The organism is Mycobacterium sp. IS-836 (genome assembly GCF_001954275.1).
GTDB lineage: Bacteria > Actinomycetota > Actinomycetes > Mycobacteriales > Mycobacteriaceae > Mycobacterium.
Genome location: NZ_MBEU01000019.1, coordinates 1 through 15,388, shown reverse-complemented (window position 1 = coordinate 15,388; position 15,388 = coordinate 1). Strand labels below are relative to the sequence as shown.

General features: G+C 69.1%; 14 protein-coding genes and 3 pseudogenes. 8 read left to right on the top strand and 9 right to left on the bottom strand.

Features of this window, described 5'->3' with window-relative positions; translation table 11 throughout:
* The 3 genes and pseudogenes from A5747_RS08030 to A5747_RS08020 all read right to left on the bottom strand — a co-directional run.
* Nucleotides 1–374, bottom strand: a pseudogene (locus tag A5747_RS08030) (hypothetical protein); the annotation flags it as partial.
* A gap of 182 nt (nt 375–556) precedes the next feature.
* Nucleotides 557–976, bottom strand: a complete 420-nt coding sequence (locus A5747_RS08025; RefSeq protein WP_076062315.1) for a cytochrome c oxidase subunit 4 — start codon at nt 974–976, stop codon at nt 557–559.
* A 13-nt stretch (nt 977–989) separates the two neighbouring features.
* Nucleotides 990–2,051, bottom strand: coding sequence for a cytochrome c oxidase subunit II (locus A5747_RS08020; RefSeq protein ID WP_076123121.1), 1,062 nt, complete (start codon nt 2,049–2,051; stop codon nt 990–992).
* 131 nt (nt 2,052–2,182) lie between these two features.
* Here A5747_RS08020 and asnB point away from each other — a divergent pair, with 131 nt between their 5' ends.
* Nucleotides 2,183–4,129, top strand: coding sequence for an asparagine synthase (glutamine-hydrolyzing) (asnB, locus tag A5747_RS08015; protein ID WP_076123120.1), 1,947 nt, complete (start codon nt 2,183–2,185; stop codon nt 4,127–4,129).
* Between the two features lie 14 nt (nt 4,130–4,143).
* Here asnB and A5747_RS08010 read toward each other — a convergent pair whose 3' ends face one another.
* Complete coding sequence (locus A5747_RS08010) at nt 4,144–5,118, bottom strand: carbohydrate kinase family protein (RefSeq protein ID WP_076123119.1); 975 nt, start codon at nt 5,116–5,118, stop codon at nt 4,144–4,146.
* A gap of 182 nt (nt 5,119–5,300) precedes the next feature.
* On the opposite strand from A5747_RS08010, the gene A5747_RS08005 reads away from it, so the two are divergent.
* Nucleotides 5,301–5,930 carry a hypothetical protein gene (locus A5747_RS08005; RefSeq protein WP_076123118.1) on the top strand — a complete coding sequence of 210 codons (630 nt, stop codon included), beginning with the start codon at nt 5,301–5,303 and terminating at the stop codon, nt 5,928–5,930.
* A 13-nt stretch (nt 5,931–5,943) separates the two neighbouring features.
* Here A5747_RS08005 and A5747_RS08000 read toward each other — a convergent pair whose 3' ends face one another.
* Both A5747_RS08000 and A5747_RS07995 read right to left on the bottom strand, forming a co-directional pair.
* On the bottom strand, nt 5,944–6,300 hold the full coding sequence (locus tag A5747_RS08000; RefSeq protein ID WP_076123117.1) for an iron-sulfur cluster assembly accessory protein: 357 nt from the start codon (nt 6,298–6,300) through the stop codon (nt 5,944–5,946).
* A 72-nt stretch (nt 6,301–6,372) separates the two neighbouring features.
* Nucleotides 6,373–7,449 carry a glycerate kinase gene (locus tag A5747_RS07995; protein ID WP_076123123.1) on the bottom strand — a complete coding sequence of 359 codons (1,077 nt, stop codon included), beginning with the start codon at nt 7,447–7,449 and terminating at the stop codon, nt 6,373–6,375.
* Between the two features lie 250 nt (nt 7,450–7,699).
* On the opposite strand from A5747_RS07995, the gene A5747_RS07990 reads away from it, so the two are divergent.
* The 4 genes from A5747_RS07990 to A5747_RS07975 are packed head-to-tail and all read left to right on the top strand — an operon-like array spanning nt 7,700 to nt 10,697.
* On the top strand, nt 7,700–8,332 hold the full coding sequence (locus A5747_RS07990; protein WP_233147986.1) for a DUF3043 domain-containing protein: 633 nt from the start codon (nt 7,700–7,702) through the stop codon (nt 8,330–8,332).
* A gap of 27 nt (nt 8,333–8,359) precedes the next feature.
* The gene (locus A5747_RS07985; protein WP_076123115.1) at nt 8,360–8,908 is read left to right on the top strand and encodes a bifunctional adenosylcobinamide kinase/adenosylcobinamide-phosphate guanylyltransferase; all 549 of its coding nucleotides are present in this window, start codon (nt 8,360–8,362) and stop codon (nt 8,906–8,908) included.
* Complete coding sequence (gene cobT / locus A5747_RS07980) at nt 8,905–9,966, top strand: nicotinate-nucleotide--dimethylbenzimidazole phosphoribosyltransferase (protein ID WP_198938151.1); 1,062 nt, start codon at nt 8,905–8,907, stop codon at nt 9,964–9,966. The genes A5747_RS07985 and cobT overlap by 4 nt, the downstream gene beginning before the upstream one ends.
* Complete coding sequence (locus A5747_RS07975; protein WP_076123114.1) at nt 9,963–10,697, top strand: adenosylcobinamide-GDP ribazoletransferase; 735 nt, start codon at nt 9,963–9,965, stop codon at nt 10,695–10,697. The genes cobT and A5747_RS07975 overlap by 4 nt, the downstream gene beginning before the upstream one ends.
* 84 nt (nt 10,698–10,781) lie before the next feature.
* Here A5747_RS07975 and A5747_RS07970 read toward each other — a convergent pair whose 3' ends face one another.
* Together A5747_RS07970 and gcvT are read right to left on the bottom strand one after the other, a co-directional pair.
* Nucleotides 10,782–11,888, bottom strand: coding sequence for a branched-chain amino acid aminotransferase (locus A5747_RS07970; protein ID WP_076123113.1), 1,107 nt, complete (start codon nt 11,886–11,888; stop codon nt 10,782–10,784).
* Nucleotides 11,889–11,944: 56 nt separating this feature from the next.
* Entirely contained in the window at nt 11,945–13,042 is a 1,098-nt protein-coding gene (gcvT, locus tag A5747_RS07965; RefSeq protein ID WP_076123112.1) for a glycine cleavage system aminomethyltransferase GcvT, read from the bottom strand.
* 45 nt (nt 13,043–13,087) lie between these two features.
* On the opposite strand from gcvT, the gene A5747_RS07960 reads away from it, so the two are divergent.
* Complete coding sequence (locus A5747_RS07960; RefSeq protein WP_076123111.1) at nt 13,088–14,212, top strand: adenylate/guanylate cyclase domain-containing protein; 1,125 nt, start codon at nt 13,088–13,090, stop codon at nt 14,210–14,212.
* Nucleotides 14,213–14,223: 11 nt separating this feature from the next.
* Nucleotides 14,224–14,949: pseudogene (locus tag A5747_RS07955) on the top strand (M17 family peptidase N-terminal domain-containing protein); the annotation flags it as partial.
* Nucleotides 14,950–14,985: 36 nt separating this feature from the next.
* Here A5747_RS07955 and A5747_RS07950 read toward each other — a convergent pair.
* Nucleotides 14,986–15,330: pseudogene (locus tag A5747_RS07950) on the bottom strand (leucyl aminopeptidase); the annotation flags it as partial.
* Nucleotides 15,331–15,388 lie beyond the last annotated feature (58 nt).

The following is a 15,388-nucleotide window of genomic DNA, read 5'->3' as shown; positions in this document are numbered from 1 at the left end:
ACCACCAGCGCGATCGCCGCGACGATGGCGGCAACGCCCACGATCCACGGCCAGCGCGGGGCGGCGTGCTCGTCGCCGTGGTCGGCTGACCCGTCGTACCCGTCGTAGTCGTAGAGCGCCATGTCGGCCGGCACATAGGGGCCGGTCATGAAATGCTCGGACTCCGGCGCGGAGTACGCCCGCGAATACGCGTCCGTCTGGCCCGTGTCGTCTGCCGCCACCAGTTCGGCGCTGTCGTCGAACCGACGCTCTTCGGGTTCAGCGAGGGGCGCCGCTTCGTCGCCGGGCGCTGCGCCGGAATCGGGTTCCTGGCTGAGCTCGCTGGCGGATTCGGGTTCCTCAGGTTCCCGTCCCGGGGGTTTCGGCCCGTTCATGTCTGTCTGCCCTGTCCAACTGCCTCACCAGCGCGCGGGGCTCTACGGTCGAGCCGTTGTGCGCGCGCTCGGGAAATTGTCATTGTGCCTGGGCAAACCCTACCGAACCGAGTGGGGCAATTGACTTTAGCGGGAGGGCCGCCGGTCAACTGATGCCCGGATTGTGACCTTCGAGTCGCAAATCAGTGCTTCTCCGGACCCAGGTAGTACTCGAACACCAGACCCGCCGCCGTCGCAAGGACGAACACCACGCCGGCGACGATCAGCCATGGCAGCCACAGCGCGATACCGACGGCGGCCACCGAGCCGGACAACGCGACCAGGATCGGCCACCAACTGTGCGGGGCGAAGAAGCCCAGTTCCCCTGCACCGTCGCTGATCTCGGCGCCCTCGTAGTCCTCGGGCCGGGTGTCGAGCCGGCGGGCGACGAAGCGGAAGAACGTTGCCACGATCAGCGCGAGACCGCCCGTCAGCGCCAGCGCGGTGGTCCCCGCCCACTCCTCGCCGCCGGTGGCGAACATCGCGGTCAGCACCCCATACAGCACCGCCGTGACCAAGAAGAACGCGGCGACGAACTCGAACAGCCTCGCTTCGATGTGCATTGAGTGTCCTAACCTACTGGCTTGGGGTCATTTCGCCGCGGCGGGTTTCGAACGGGTGGGTGGTCACCGCTACCGGGGACTGGTTGATCGCCTGCAACGCCTGGGCGTTGGTTTTCCCGTCAATCCGTTGCTGCAGGTAAGCCTTGAAATCGTTGGGTTGGACCACGCGAACCTCGAAGTTCATCATCGAGTGATACGTGCCGCACATCTCGGCGCAGTGCCCGACGAATGCCCCGGTCTTGGTGATCTCTTCGACCTGGAAGACGTTGACGGAGTTGTTCGCGACGGGGTTGGGCATCACATCGCGCTTGAACAGGAATTCGGGCACCCAGAACGCGTGCACGACGTCGGCCGACGCCATCTGGAATTCGATGCGTTTGCCGGCCGGCAACACCAGCACCGGAATTTCAGTGCTGGTCCCCAAGGTCTCGACCTTGTCGAAGTTCAGGTAGGTCCGGTCCTCGGTGTTGAGGCCTCGCACGGGGCCGACGAGCTCCTCGCCGTGCTTGTCCTTGCCCTCGGGCTTGGACACCATGGCCTTCTTGCGGGCCTCATCGGCGCCCTCGTAGGTCAAGGTGCCGTCTTTGAAGTTGATGCGCTGGTAGCCGAACTTCCAGTTCCACTGGAAGGAGGTGATGTCGATCACGACCTCGGGGTCCTTGGCCAGGTGCAGCATCTTCTCCTGAACCACGACCGTGAAATAGAACAGCACCGAGATGATCAGGAACGGCGTGACGGTGAGCACCAGCTCCAGCGGCATGTTGTAGCCGAATTGGCGGGGCAGCTCGGTGTCGGTCGCCTTCTTGCGGTGGAAGGCTGACGACCAGAAGATCAGGCCCCACACGATGACGCCGACGACCAGCGAGGCGATCACCGCGCCGATCCACAGCTCGCGGTTGAGGTGGGCCTCCGGGGTGATGCCCTCCGGCCAGCCCATGGCCAGCGCCTCCGACCAGCTGCATCCGCTCAGGCTCGCCGCCAGCACGCCCAGCATCAGGGCCAGCGCCAGCGGCCGAAGTCCCTTGAACCTGCGCTGCGACAAACGTTGCGAACGGGCCTGCTCGCGAGGTGTCACGTTGGCGCCTCCTGCTTGAAAAATCGAATACTACGCAGCGTAGACCACGCCACTCAGCGCGGCGACGAAACCCCGGCTGGTCGCGGCCGCGCGGCGTCGCGCCCCGCAAAAGTGCGGCATACTGGGGCGCCGTGTGTGGTCTGCTGGCGTTCGTCGCGGCCCCGGAGGGCGCCGACGCGACCCGAGCCGATGCCGAGATCGCCCGCGCCTTGCACCTGATGCGGCATCGCGGGCCCGACGAGCCGGACACGTGGACCGACCCGGGCGCCGACGGCTCCGTCGTGTTCGGCTTCAACCGGCTGTCCATCATCGACATCGCCCATTCCCATCAGCCGCTGCGCTGGGGACCGCCGGAGGCGCCCGGCCGCTACGTGCTGGTTTTCAACGGCGAGATCTACAACTACCTGGAGTTGCGCGACGAGCTGGCCACCGCGCACGGCGCCGTGTTCGCCACCGAGGGGGACGGTGAGGCGATCGTCGCGGGTTTCCACCATTGGGGCACCGGCGTCGTGACACGGCTGCGCGGCATGTTCGCCTTCGCGTTGTGGGACACCGTCAACCGCGAATTGTTCTGCGCGCGTGACCCTTTCGGCATCAAACCGCTTTTCATGGCCAGCGGCCCCGGCGGTACCGCCGTGGCCAGTGAGAAGAAATGCCTGCTGGATCTGGCCGAGTTGATCGGCTTCGACACGGACATCGACGAGCGGGCGGTGCAGCACTACACGGTGCTGCAGTACGTGCCGGAGCCCGAGACGCTGCATCGCGGGGTGCGGCGCCTGGAATCGGGCTGCTACGCCATGATCCGTCCCGGGCAGCTCGAGCCCGAGGTCACCCGCTACTTCGTGCCGCGGTTTGCGGCCACGCCGATCACCCGCGATACCGAACAGGCCCGCTACGACGAAATCACCGCGGTGCTCGAGGATTCGGTGGCCAAGCACATGCGCGCCGACGTGACCGTCGGCGCGTTCCTGTCGGGCGGGATCGACTCCACCGCGATCGCGGCGCTGGCAATTCGGCACAATCCCCGGCTGATCACGTTCACCACCGGCTTCGAGCGCGAGGGGTTCTCCGAAATCGACGTCGCGGTCGCCTCGGCCGAGGCGATCGGTGCCCGCCACATCGCCAAGGTCGTGGCCCCCGACGAGTTCGTCGCCGCCCTACCCGAGATCGTGTGGTACCTCGACGAACCCGTCGCCGACCCCGCCTTGGTTCCGCTGTTCTTCGTAGCCCGCGAGGCCCGCAAGCACGTAAAGGTGGTGCTGTCGGGCGAGGGAGCCGACGAGCTATTCGGCGGCTACACGATCTATCGGGAACCGCTGTCGCTCAAGCCGTTCGAGTATCTGCCGCGGCCGCTGCGCCGTTCAATGGGCAAGGTGTCCAAGCCGCTGCCGGAGGGCATGCGCGGCAAAAGCCTGCTGCACCGCGGATCGCTGACCCTCGAGGAGCGCTACTACGGCAACGCCCGCAGCTTCTCCGACGCGCAGCTGCGCGACGTGCTGCCGGGATTCCGCGACGAGTGGACCCATACGGATGTGACCGCGTCGATCTACGCCGAATCTAGGGGCTGGGACCCGGTGGCCCGCATGCAGCACATCGACCTGTTCACGTGGCTGCGCGGCGACATCCTGGTCAAGGCCGACAAGATGACGATGGCCAACTCCCTGGAGCTCCGGGTGCCGTTCCTGGATCCCGAGGTGTTCGCGGTGGCCTCCCGGCTGCCGGTGGAGGCGAAAATCACACGAACGACTACCAAGTACGCGCTGCGGCGCGCCCTGGAGCCCATCGTCCCGGCGCACGTGCTGCACCGGCCCAAGCTCGGGTTCCCGGTCCCGATCCGGCATTGGCTGCGCGCGGGCGAGCTCGTGGAATGGGCCTACTCGATGGTCGAGTTGTCGCAGGCCGATCACCTGGTCGACACCGCCGCCGTGCGCCGGATGCTCGACGAACACCGAAGCGGCAGTAGCGATCACAGCCGCCGGCTATGGACGGTGCTGATCTTCATGCTCTGGCACGCGATCTTCGTCGAGCACAGCGTGGTACCCGAGATCCGCGAGCCGGTCTACCCCGTGCAGCTCTGACGGCGTCCTAGCGATCAGGCCAGGACGGCGGCGATCTCGTCGGCCGCGTCGTCGCCGTACGCGCCGGCGAGCCGGCTCTTCGCGACCTCATGGTCCCAGGTCCACTCCTGGGTTCCGGTCGACTCCAGCACCAGCACGGCGACTAGCGAGCCCAGCTGCGCCGAGCGCTCCACGGTCAGGCCCGCGCTGCGCCCGGTGAGGAACCCGGCCCGGAACGCGTCGCCGACGCCGGTGGGGTCGACCTGGCTGGTTTCGGGCACCACGTCGACGTGGACGGTGCTGCCGTCGCGGTCGACCACGTCCACGCCCTTGGCGCCCAGCGTGGTCACCCGCAGGCCGACCTGCGCCATCACGTCTTCCTCCGACCAACCGGTCTTGGACCGCATCAGGTCCCACTCGTAGTCGTTGGTGAACAGGTAGGTGGCGCCGTCGATGAGCTTGCTGATCTCGGCGCCGGACAGCCGGGCCAGCTGCTGGGACGGGTCGGCGGCGAAGGGCAGCCCGAGCTCGCGGCACTCCTCGGTGTGCACCACCATTGCCTCCGGGTCGTTGGCACCGATGATCACCAAGTCGGGGGCGCCGATGCCCGAGACGACGTCGGAGAGCTTGATGTTGCGGGCCTCCGACATCGCGCCGGGATAGAAAGAGGCGATCTGGGCCATGTCGATGTCGGTGGTGCATACGAAACGTGCCGTGTGCGTGGTCTCGGAGATCAGCACGTGGTCGCAGTTGACACCGTGGCCCTGCAGCCAGTCGCGGTAGTCGCCGAAATCGTCGCCCGCCGCGCCGACCAGCGCGACGTCACCGCCCAGCACGCCGATGGCGTAGGCGATGTTTCCGGCCACCCCGCCGCGGTGAATAACCAGGTCGTCGACGAGAAAGCTGAGCGATACCTTCTGCAGGTGCTCGGGCAGGAGCTGTTCGGAAAATCGGCCCGGAAACCGCATCAAGTTGTCGGTCGCAATCGAGCCAGTCACCGCGATCGTCACGAAATCTCCATCCTTCGTTAGTAAGGTTATCTAGCTTACTCAGGCGTATCCACTGTCGTTGCGCCCGCGGTCGGCGCGCGCGGCCGTGCGCTAGCCTGCCAAGGGAACTCACTCAAGTCGCCGGGACCCGAACACTCGGGCGCTATCGGTTCGTATCCCGTCTACCACCGTAGGAGAACCACATGGGCGGTCCGCACCCGCCGAACCACGCTGTCGGCGCCGACGGACCCGCGCCCTACTCGCAGTCGGTCGAGTTCCCGCGGGAGCCCATCGCCGGCGACCCCACCTTCGCGCCGCCGTCCCCGCCCCCGGGATATCCCAAACGGAGGTCCAAGCGGCGCTTGATCATCGGGGTTTTGCTGGCCGTTCTGCTGGTCGCCGCGACGACGGTGGCGATCGTCTTCGGGGTCCGCACGAACGGGGCCAGTACCGGCGCCGCGTTCTCCGAGGCATCGGCCAAGTCGGCGATTCAGGGTTACCTCGATGCGCTCGAGCGCCGGGATACCGACAACATCGTCCGCAACGCGCTGTGCGGCCTGTACGACGCCGTGCGCGACAAGCGGTCCGACCAGGCGTTGGCCAAGCTGAGCAGCGACGCGTTCCGCAAGCAGTTCTCCGAGGTCGAGGTGACCTCGGTTGACAAGATCGTGTTTCTGTCGCAGTACCAGGCCCAGGCGCTGTTCACGATGAAGGTGTCACCCGCGGCCGGCGGCCCGATGCGCGGCGACGTGCAGGGCGTCGCGCAGCTGCTATTCCAGCGCGGTGAGACGCTGGTGTGCTCGTACGTGTTACGTACCGGGGGCTCGTACTAGCCCGGCCGGACGGTCAGTTGAACGAGTCCCCGCACGCGCACGAACCGGTGGCGTTGGGGTTGTCGATCGTGAAGCCCTGCTTCTCGATGGTGTCCACGAAGTCGATGGAGGCGCCTTGCACGTACGGCGCGCTCATCCGGTCCACGGTCAACGTCACGCCACCGAAGTCGGCGGTCAGATCGCCGTCCAGGGTGCGGTCGTCAAAGAAGAGGTTGTAGCGCAGGCCGGCGCATCCGCCCGGCTGAACCGCGATACGCAGCGCCAGGTCGTCACGTCCCTCCTGGTCGAGCAGGGACTTCGCCTTGGTGGCGGCGGCCTCGGTCAGGATCACGCCGTGGGTCTTGGCGCTCGACTCGTTCTGCACCGTCATTGCTTCTCCTACATGCCTCATTGTTTGGGTGGGTCAGCCGCGATCGGAGACCACGCGGGGAAACTCACTCCCTCAACGGTACCTTGCGGGACCGCTATTCCCGAGTCGCTCGGCCACCTCGGACGCCAACCCCATGAGCTGATTGGCCGCATCGGCGAGCGCCAGCCGCACCGATCCGGCATGGTCGGCGATCGACAAGGCGGCCATGATCCCCGCCGATCGCACCGTCGATTTTTCCAAATCGACCTGACCGGCGAGCACGATCACCGGGATACCCAGCGGGCGGGCCCTACCGGCGAGCCAGCCGACCACCTTTCCGTGCAGGGATTGCTCGTCGAACCGGCCTTCACCGGTGACGATCAGCTCGGCGGTCTCGAGATCGTCGGCCAGGTTGGTGTGCTCGGCGATGATGTCCGCGCCGGACTCGCTGCGGCCGCCTAGCGCCAACAGCGCGGCGCCGATGCCGCCGGCCGCGCCCGCGCCCGGCTCAGAGCTCACATCGCGGCCGGCCACCGCTTCGAGTTCCAGCGCCCACGCCTCGAGGCGGACTTCGAGCGCCGCGACGGTCGCGGTGTCCGCGCCCTTCTGCGGCCCGAACATTCTGGCGGCTCCCCACGGCCCCAACAGCGGATATTCGGTGTCCGAGGCGGCGATCAGCTCCACGTCGGCCAGTTGCTGGCGAGCGACTTCCAGGCCGCCGAGCTCGGCGACGAGGCCCTGCCCGCCGTCGGTGGAGGCGCTGCCACCCAGTCCGACCACGATCCGCTTGGGCGCGGCGCCCAGCGCCTCGGCGATGAGCTGTCCGACTCCCCTGCTGTGGGCGGCCATCGCGGTCTCCGGGGAAGGCGGTGTGCCCAGCAACGCCAGACCACACGCCTGCGCGCACTCCAGATAAGCCGTTGCCGCGCCTCGATCGAACACCCACTCGGCGTCGACAGGGGCGTTCAGCGGCCCGGATACCCGCGTTCGCCGCTTCTCGCCGAGCCGGCTGGCCAGCACGTCGATGAAGCCCGGTCCGCCGTCGGACTGCGGGGCGACGATGAAGCGGTCCCCCGGACGCGACCGAGTCCAGCCGGTGGCGATGGCGGCGGCCGCCTCGACGGCCGTGAGGCTGTCGCCGTAGCAATCCGGGGCCACCAGGACCTGCATGGCCGGCAGCTGGAGGCGACCGGGCGCGAGGCCAGCGGCGGCATCATCCGAGGCCATCGAGCCGTCGTCCATCACAGGCAGCCATTCATCAGAGGTAAGCGTAGGTGCATCGACGTGCTGGAGCACCACTAATGGCGACGCCGTCCGGGGCCATTTCGGCGCGGACGGCCCGCGAAGTAACCTGGCGACTGTGAAGTTGCTGGGCCGCAAGAAAACCCATGAAGAGGACCTCGACGGCGGTTCGGCGGAGCTGGTCGCGCCCGAGCCGGCCGATGCCGCCGCAACGGCGGCCCGGGGGTCGCGCAAGACCGATCCCAAGGGCCGGCCGACGCCCAAGCGCGACGATGCCCGGCGCGGCGGCCGCAAGGGTCCGGTCGCGCCGGCGCCGATGACCACCGCCGAGGCGCGGGCCCGGCGCAAATCGCTGGCCGGCCCGAAACTGTCCCGCGAGGAACGCAGGGCCGAACGAGCCGTGAGCCGGGCGCGGATGACGGAACGCCGGGAGCGCATGATGGCCGGCGAAGAGGCCTACCTGCTGCCGCGCGATCAGGGACCGGTGCGCCGGTACGTGCGCGATGTGGTGGATTCCCGGCGCAACTTTCTGGGGCTGTTCATGCCGTCCACGCTGGCATTGCTGTTCATCATGTTCGGCGTTCCGCAGCTGCAGCTCTACATCTCTCCGGCGATGCTGGTCCTGATGGCCGTGATGAGTGTCGACGGGCTCATTCTGGGCCGCAAGGTCAACAAGCTCGTCGACGCGAAGTTCCCGAACAACACCGAAAGCCGTTGGAAGCTAGGGCTTTACGCCGCCAGCCGGGCCTCTCAAATGCGCCGGATGCGGACGCCGCGGCCTCAAGTCAAGCACGGCAACAGTGTCGATTGACCCTCGCCCGAAAGCCGTCTGACCCCGGTGCGCACCCTGGTGCTCGGCGGGATCAGGTCGGGCAAATCCCGGTGGGCCGAGGAGGCCATCGCGTCGTCGCTGGCGCCCGATCAGCCGGTGCGCTACCTGGCCCCCGGGCCGTCCGGGCACGCCGACGAGGCATGGGCAGACCGCGTCGCGCGGCACCGTGACCGTCGGCCCGCGCAGTGGTCGACGATCGAAACCGATGACATCGCAACCCAATTGCGGCGGTCACCGGGTACCCCGACGCTCGTCGACGACCTCGGCGCCTGGCTGACCGGCACGCTGGACCGCCACCACGCGTGGGAGAACGGGTCGGCGGCGGCCGCGGTCGCGGAGACGATCGACGACATGGTCGCCGCGGTCGGCGCGTTCGGATCCACGCTGGTACTCGTCAGCCCGGAAGTCGGGCTGACCGTGGTGCCGGCCACCGTGTCGGGCCGCCGGTTCGCCGACGAACTGGGCAACCTCAACCAGCGCGTCGCGGCGTTGTGCGATCGCGTCGTGCTGGTGATCGCCGGCCAGGCGGTACCGATCAAACCGCCGGGAGCGTGATGGAATTCACTCCGATTTCGCCGCCCGACGCCGCCGCCGCGGCCGCCGCCCGTGCACGGCAGGACACACTGACCAAGCCGCGGGGCGCGCTGGGCCGGCTCGAGGACCTGTCGGTCTGGGTCTGCTCGTGCCAGGGGCAGTGCCCGCCGCGCCAGTTCGAGCGCGCGCGGGTGGTGGTGTTCGCCGGCGACCATGGTGTCGCGCGCTCCGGGGTGTCGGCCTACCCGCCGGAAGTCACCGCGCAGATGGTCGCCAACATCGACGTGGGCGGGGCGGCGATCAACGTGCTGGCCGATATCGCCGGGGCGAGCGTGCGCGTCGCCGATCTGGCGGTGGACGCCGACCCGCTCTCGGAACGCATCGGTGCCCACAAGGTGCGGCGCGGCAGCGGCGATATCGCCGTCGAGGACGCGCTGACGGACGAGGAGACCGCCCGAGCAATCGCGGCCGGGCGGTCTATCGCCGACGAGGAGGTCGACGCCGGGGCCGACTTGCTGATCGCCGGTGACATGGGAATCGGAAACACCACTGCGGCGGCGGTTTTGGTGGCGGCGCTGACGAACGCCGAGCCGGTTGCGGTGGTCGGCTTCGGCACCGGGGTCGACGACGCGGGCTGGTCGCGCAAGACCGCCGCGGTCCGCGACGCCCTGTTTCGGGCTCAGCGGGTGCTGCCCGACCCGGTCGGACTGCTGCGCTGCTGCGGCGGCGCGGACCTGGCCGCGATGGCGGGCTTTTGCGCGCAGGCCGCGGTGCGGCGCACGCCGCTGCTGCTGGACGGGATGGCGGTAACGGCCGCCGCGTTGGTCGCCGAGCGCCTGGCGCCGGGCGCCAGGCAGTGGTGGCAGGCTGGTCACCGCTCCACCGAGCCGGGACACGCGCTGGCCTTGGCGGCTCTCGAGCTGGACCCGATTCTGGATCTGCGCATGCGGCTCGGCGAGGGCACCGGCGCCACCGCGGCGCTGCCGCTGCTGCGCTGCGCGGTGGCCGCGCTGTCGTCGATGGCGACGTTCACCGACGCCGGTGTGTCCACGCGCTCCGACGGTGCTCCCCCGCCGTGATGCGTTCACTGGCAACGGCTTTCGCGTTTGGCACGGTGGCGCCCCGTCTCGGGACGGCGCCGATGGGTCGGGGCGCCATGACCGCGCTGCCGGTGGTGGGCGTCGCACTCGGGTCACTGGCCGCGGCGGTCACGTGGGGCGGCGCGCACGCGTTCGGCGCGTCCAGCCCGCTGCCCGGGCTGCTCGCGGTGGCGGCGCTGCTGCTCGCCACCCGCGGCCTGCACATCGACGGCGTGGCCGACACGGCCGACGGGCTGGGCTGCTACGGGCCGGCGCCGCGCGCACTGGAGGTGATGCGCGACGGCTCGACCGGACCCTTCGGCGTCGCGGCCGTCGCGCTCGTGATCACGTTGCAGGGGTTGGCCTTTTCCTCGCTCGGTGCCGCCGCGATCGTGATAGCCGTAACGGCGGGCCGCGTCACCGCGGTGCTGGCCTGCCGGCGGTCCGTGCCCGCCGCCGACGGCAGCACGCTGGGAGCGCGGGTTGCGGGAACGCAGCCCGCGCCGGTGGTCGCGGCCTGGCTCGCGGTCCTGCTGGTCGCTTCGCTGGCGGCGGGCCCGCGGCCGTGGCAGGGCCCGGTCGCGGTCCTGCTGGCGGTGTGCTGCGGCGCGGCGCTGGTGGCGCACTGCGTGCGCCGCTTCGGCGGCATCAGCGGCGACGTCTTGGGGGCGGCCATCGAATTGACGACGACGGTCGGCGCCGTGGCGCTGGCGGCATTGGTGCGGTTCTAGCGGGCCATCTAGGCGGCCGAACGCCCGGCGAGCCGGGCGCGAACGCCTCGATGCCCGGCTGGCCGGGCGTTCGCGCCAAGGAAGTCAGCCCAGCCGCGACATCCAGCCGTGGGTGTCGGCGAAAGTGCCACGCTGTATCCCGGTCAGCGTGTCGCGCAGCGCCATCGTCACTTCACCGGGCTGGCCGTCGGCGATGCTGAACTCCGCATCGCCGTACTTCACCTGCGAGACCGGGGTGATGACCGCCGCAGTGCCGCAGGCGAACACCTCGGTGATCTCCCCCGCGGCGGCCTTCTTCTGCCACTCATCGATATCGATCTTGCGTTCCTCGACCGCGAATCCGGCGTCAATGGCCAACTGCAGCAACGAATCCCGCGTGATCCCGGGCAGCAGCGAGCCGGACAGCTCCGGGGTGACCAGCCGCGCCGATCCGCCGCTGCCGAGCACGAAGAACAGGTTCATGCCGCCCATCTCTTCGACGAAGCGACGCTCCACGGCGTCCAGCCAGACGACTTGGTCGCAGGCGTTCTCCGCGGCCTGGGCCTGAGCCAGCAGCGACGCGGCGTAGTTGCCGCCGAACTTCGCCGCTCCGGTGCCGCCGGGGCAGGCCCGCACGTATTCCGTCGACACCCAGACGCTGACCGGGCTAATACCGCCCTTGAAGTAGGCGCCGGCCGGCGACGCGATCAGCAGGTAGCGGTAGAGCTTGGCCGGCCGCACCCCCAGCCCCGACTCCGTCGCGAAGATGAACGGCCGCAGATACAGGGCCTCTTCGCCGCCGGCCCGGGGCACCCATGCAGTGTCGACGGCGACGAGTTGGCGCAGGGATTCGAGGAACAGCTCGTCGGGCAGCTCGGGAATGGCGAGCCGCCGCGCCGACGAGCGCATCCTGGCCGCGTTGGCGTCGGGCCGAAACGACACGATCGAACCGTCCGCCCAGCGATAGGCCTTGAGTCCCTCGAATACTTCTTGCGCGTAGTGCAGCACGATCGCGGACGGGTCCAGCTCGATCGGGCCGTACGGGATGACCCGCGCGTTGTGCCAGCCTTGGTCCTCGGCGTAGTCGATCGAGACCATGTGGTCGGTGAAGTATTTGCCGAAACCGGGGTCGGCCAGAATCGCCGCACGTTCGGCGTCGCTCGCCGGATTCGACGTGCGCATCACCGTGAACTCACGCGAGCCGCTGGTCATGGCGCCGATTGTATCCCTGCGCGCGAACGGGTTTTTGCCACGGGAACCCCTGGCGGCTAACGAGTTTTGACGGCGACAAAGGGCGGGCGCACGACTTCGCACTCGGCCGCGCGGCCGCGGATGTCGACGGTGATTTGCTGGCCGTCTTCGATTCCCGCGTCGGTGTCGATCAGCGCGAGCGCGATGCCGGCCTGCAGCGTCGGGGAGAACGTGCCCGACGTCGTGACCCCGACCGGCCTCTCGCCAGCGAGCACCGTCAGCCCGGGACGCAACACCCCGCGCCCCACCATCCGCAGCCCGCGCAGCAGCCGCCGCGGCCCGGCGTCCTTTTCGGCCAGCAGCGCGTCGCGGCCGAAGAACGCGTCCTTCTTCCATCCGATCGCCCAGCCGCATCGGGCCTGCAGCGGCGAGATGTCGAGCGAAAGTTCGTGTCCGTGCAGCGGGTAGCCCATCTCGGTGCGCAGCGTGTCGCGGGCGCCCAGCCCGGCGGGCTCGCCGCCGGCGGACTTGACCGCCACCACTAGCGCGTCGAACACCACGCCCGCGGAATCCCAGGCCGGCAGCAGTTCGTAGCCGTGCTCACCCGTGTATCCCGTACGGCAGACGCGCACCGGCACACCGGAGAAATCGGCATCGGCGTAGCCCATGTAGTCCATGTCGGTCGGCAGCCCCAGCTCGCCGAGCACGTCCGCCGACCGCGGGCCCTGCACGGCCAGCACCGCATACGAGCGATGCTCGTTGCTGATCGCCACCCGGTCGGGTGCGGCCGCCCGCAGCGCGTCGACCACCGCGGCGGTGTTGGCGGCGTTGGGCACCAGGAAGATCTCGTCGTCGTCGACGTAGTAGGCGATCAGGTCGTCGATGACGCCACCGGATTCGGTGCAGCACAACGTGTATTGGGCCTTGCCCGGGCCGATGCGGCCCAGGTCGTTGGTCAGCGCGGAATTGACGAACTCGGCGGCGCCCGGGCCGCGCACCAGCGCCTTGCCGAGGTGACTGACGTCGAACAGGCCGACGGAGTTGCGGGTGGCGTTGTGTTCGCTGACGGTGCCGGCATACGCCACCGGCATGAGCCAGCCGCTGAACTCGGCGAAGCTGGCACCCAATTCGCGATGGCGGTCTTCCAGCGGTCCGTGCTGCGGGTCGTCGCTCACGGCGTCTCACCCTAATCGAGCGGTATTGCTGGCACACTTGGGTAGGTGTCCGATCACCTGGACTTCGACGCGCTCGAGGCCGCCGGAATCGCGAACCCGCGCGAGCGAACCGACCTGATCAAGTACCTCGACGGACTGGGCTTCAGCGTCGAGGAGATGGTCGAGGCCGAGCGCCGCGGCAGGCTGTTCGGGCTCGCCGGTGATGCCCTGTCGTGGTCGGGACGCCCCATCTACACCGTGCAGGCCGCGGCCGAGAAGCTCGGTTTGTCGGCCGACGACGTGGCGCAGGCTTGGGGTTTGCTCGGTTTGACCATCGCCGGTCCCGACGTTCCGGTGCTGAGCGAGGCTGACGTCGACGCCCTGTCGACGTGGGTCGGGCTGAAGGCGGTGGTGGGCGAGGACGGGGCATTCGGCCTGCTGCGGGTGCTCGGCGCCGCGATGGCCCGCCTCGCGGAGGCCGAGGGGACGATGATCCGCGCCGGGACGCCGGACATCCAGATGAACTACACCCACGACGAGCTCGCCACGGCGCAGGCCTACCGCGCGGTCGCCGAGTTCATCCCTCGCATCGGCGCCCTGATCGACGTCGTGCACCGTCACCACTTGATCAGTGCCCGAACGTATTTCGAGGGCGTCCTGCTCGGCACGTCGGCGAGCGTGATCTGCGGCGTCGGTTTTGCCGATCTGTCCGGTTTCACCGCGTTGACCCAAGCGCTCACGCCGGCGCAATTGTCGCTGCTACTCACCGAATTCGGCGGCACCGTCGCCGACGTGGTGCACGCCGACGGCGGGCGGCTGGTGAAGTTCATCGGCGACGAGGTGATGTGGGTGAGCGCGTCGCCCGAACAGCTGGTCACCGCGGCGGTCGATCTTGTCGAGCATCCGCGGGCGCGCGAAGAAGGCCTAGACGTCCGCGCCGGCCTTGCCTACGGCAGCGTGCTCGCCACCAACGGGGACTACTTCGGCAACCCGGTCAACCTTGCCGCGCGCTTGGTCGCCGCCGCGGCACCCAGGCAGATACTCGCCGATTCGGCGCTGCACGACGAGTTGCTGGACTGGCCCGCGGTCGCCCACCCTCCGCTGACGCTCAAGGGTTTTGACGAGCCGGTCACCGCGTTCGAGTTGCGCGGTAAGGGCGGTGCCGGGCCCCGGCCCGGTCCCGGTGACTAGGGTGATTGCCCGTGACCACCGAACCGAGTTACCAATCCCCGTCCGTCCAGGTCGCCACATCGCTGCCGAAACGTGGCGCGGGTTCGTCGGTATTGGTCGTGCCGGTCGTCTCGACCGGCGACGAAGACCGGCCCGGCGCCGTCGTTACCGCCGCCGACCCTTTCCTGTCCAGCGCCGCCGTCGCCGAGATCGAGGCCGGCCTGCGGGCATTGGAGGCCACCGGCGGCAGTGAACAGGTGCACCGGCTGGTGGTGCCGTCGCTGCCGGTGGCCAGCGTGCTCACGATCGGCCTGGGCAAACCGCGATCGGAGTGGCCCGCGGACACGATCCGTCGCGCGGCCGGCGCGGCGGCGCGCGCGCTGAACAGCACCGAGGCCGCAATCACCACACTGACGGAACTGGATCTGGCGGCGGCCGTCGAGGGGCTGATCCTCGGCAGCTACCGGTTCACCGCTTTCCGCAGCGACAAGACAGCACCGAAGGACCAAGGTCTGCGCAAGATCACCGTGCTGTCCAGCGCCAAGGGCGCCAAATCCCAGGCGGCCCATGCCGCGACCGTCGCGACCGCCGTCGCCACCGCCCGCGACCTGGTCAACACCCCGCCGAGTCACCTCTTCCCCGCCGAATTCGCCAAGCGCGCAAGGGCTTTGGGTGAGTCCGCGGGCCTGGAGGTCGAGGTGCTCGACGACAAGGCGCTGCAGAAGGGCGGCTACGGCGGGGTGATTGGCGTCGGCCAGGATGAGCCGGCCCTCGGCGTCGGTGTTGAGCACCTCGACCGTCGTACCGCCGTATTGGGTCAACACGTCGCCGGGGCGCTGCGCGGTCGCCGACGGCATGTTCTCGGCCATCGGCACCGTCGCGATCACGTCGATCGGCAATTCGAGCTGCGCGGCCAGCGTGACGGTCGCGATGACCGCGGCCGCCCCGCCCATATCCGACGTCATGTAATGCATCGACGCGGCAGGCTTTATCGAAATGCCGCCGGTGTCGAAGGTGACGCCCTTGCCCACCAGCGCCACCTTCTTGGCCTGCTTCGGCTTCTTGGCCAGCCGCGAACCCCGGTGGATCAGCCGCACCAGCCGCGGCGGACGCGACGAGCCCTGGCCGACGCCAATCACCCCGCCGTAGCCGCCCTTCTGCAGCGCCTTGTCGTCGAGCACCTCGACCTCCAGGCCC

Coding starts and splice junctions, on each gene's coding strand:
- A5747_RS08005 (WP_076123118.1), top strand. CDS start 5,301: ATGGGCGGTCCGCACCCGCCGAACCACGCTGTCGGCGCCGACGGACCC.
- A5747_RS08000 (WP_076123117.1), bottom strand. CDS start 6,300: ATGACGGTGCAGAACGAGTCGAGCGCCAAGACCCACGGCGTGATCCTG.
- A5747_RS07970 (WP_076123113.1), bottom strand. CDS start 11,888: ATGACCAGCGGCTCGCGTGAGTTCACGGTGATGCGCACGTCGAATCCG.
- A5747_RS08025 (WP_076062315.1), bottom strand. CDS start 976: ATGCACATCGAAGCGAGGCTGTTCGAGTTCGTCGCCGCGTTCTTCTTG.
- A5747_RS07995 (WP_076123123.1), bottom strand. CDS start 7,449: ATGCAGGTCCTGGTGGCCCCGGATTGCTACGGCGACAGCCTCACGGCC.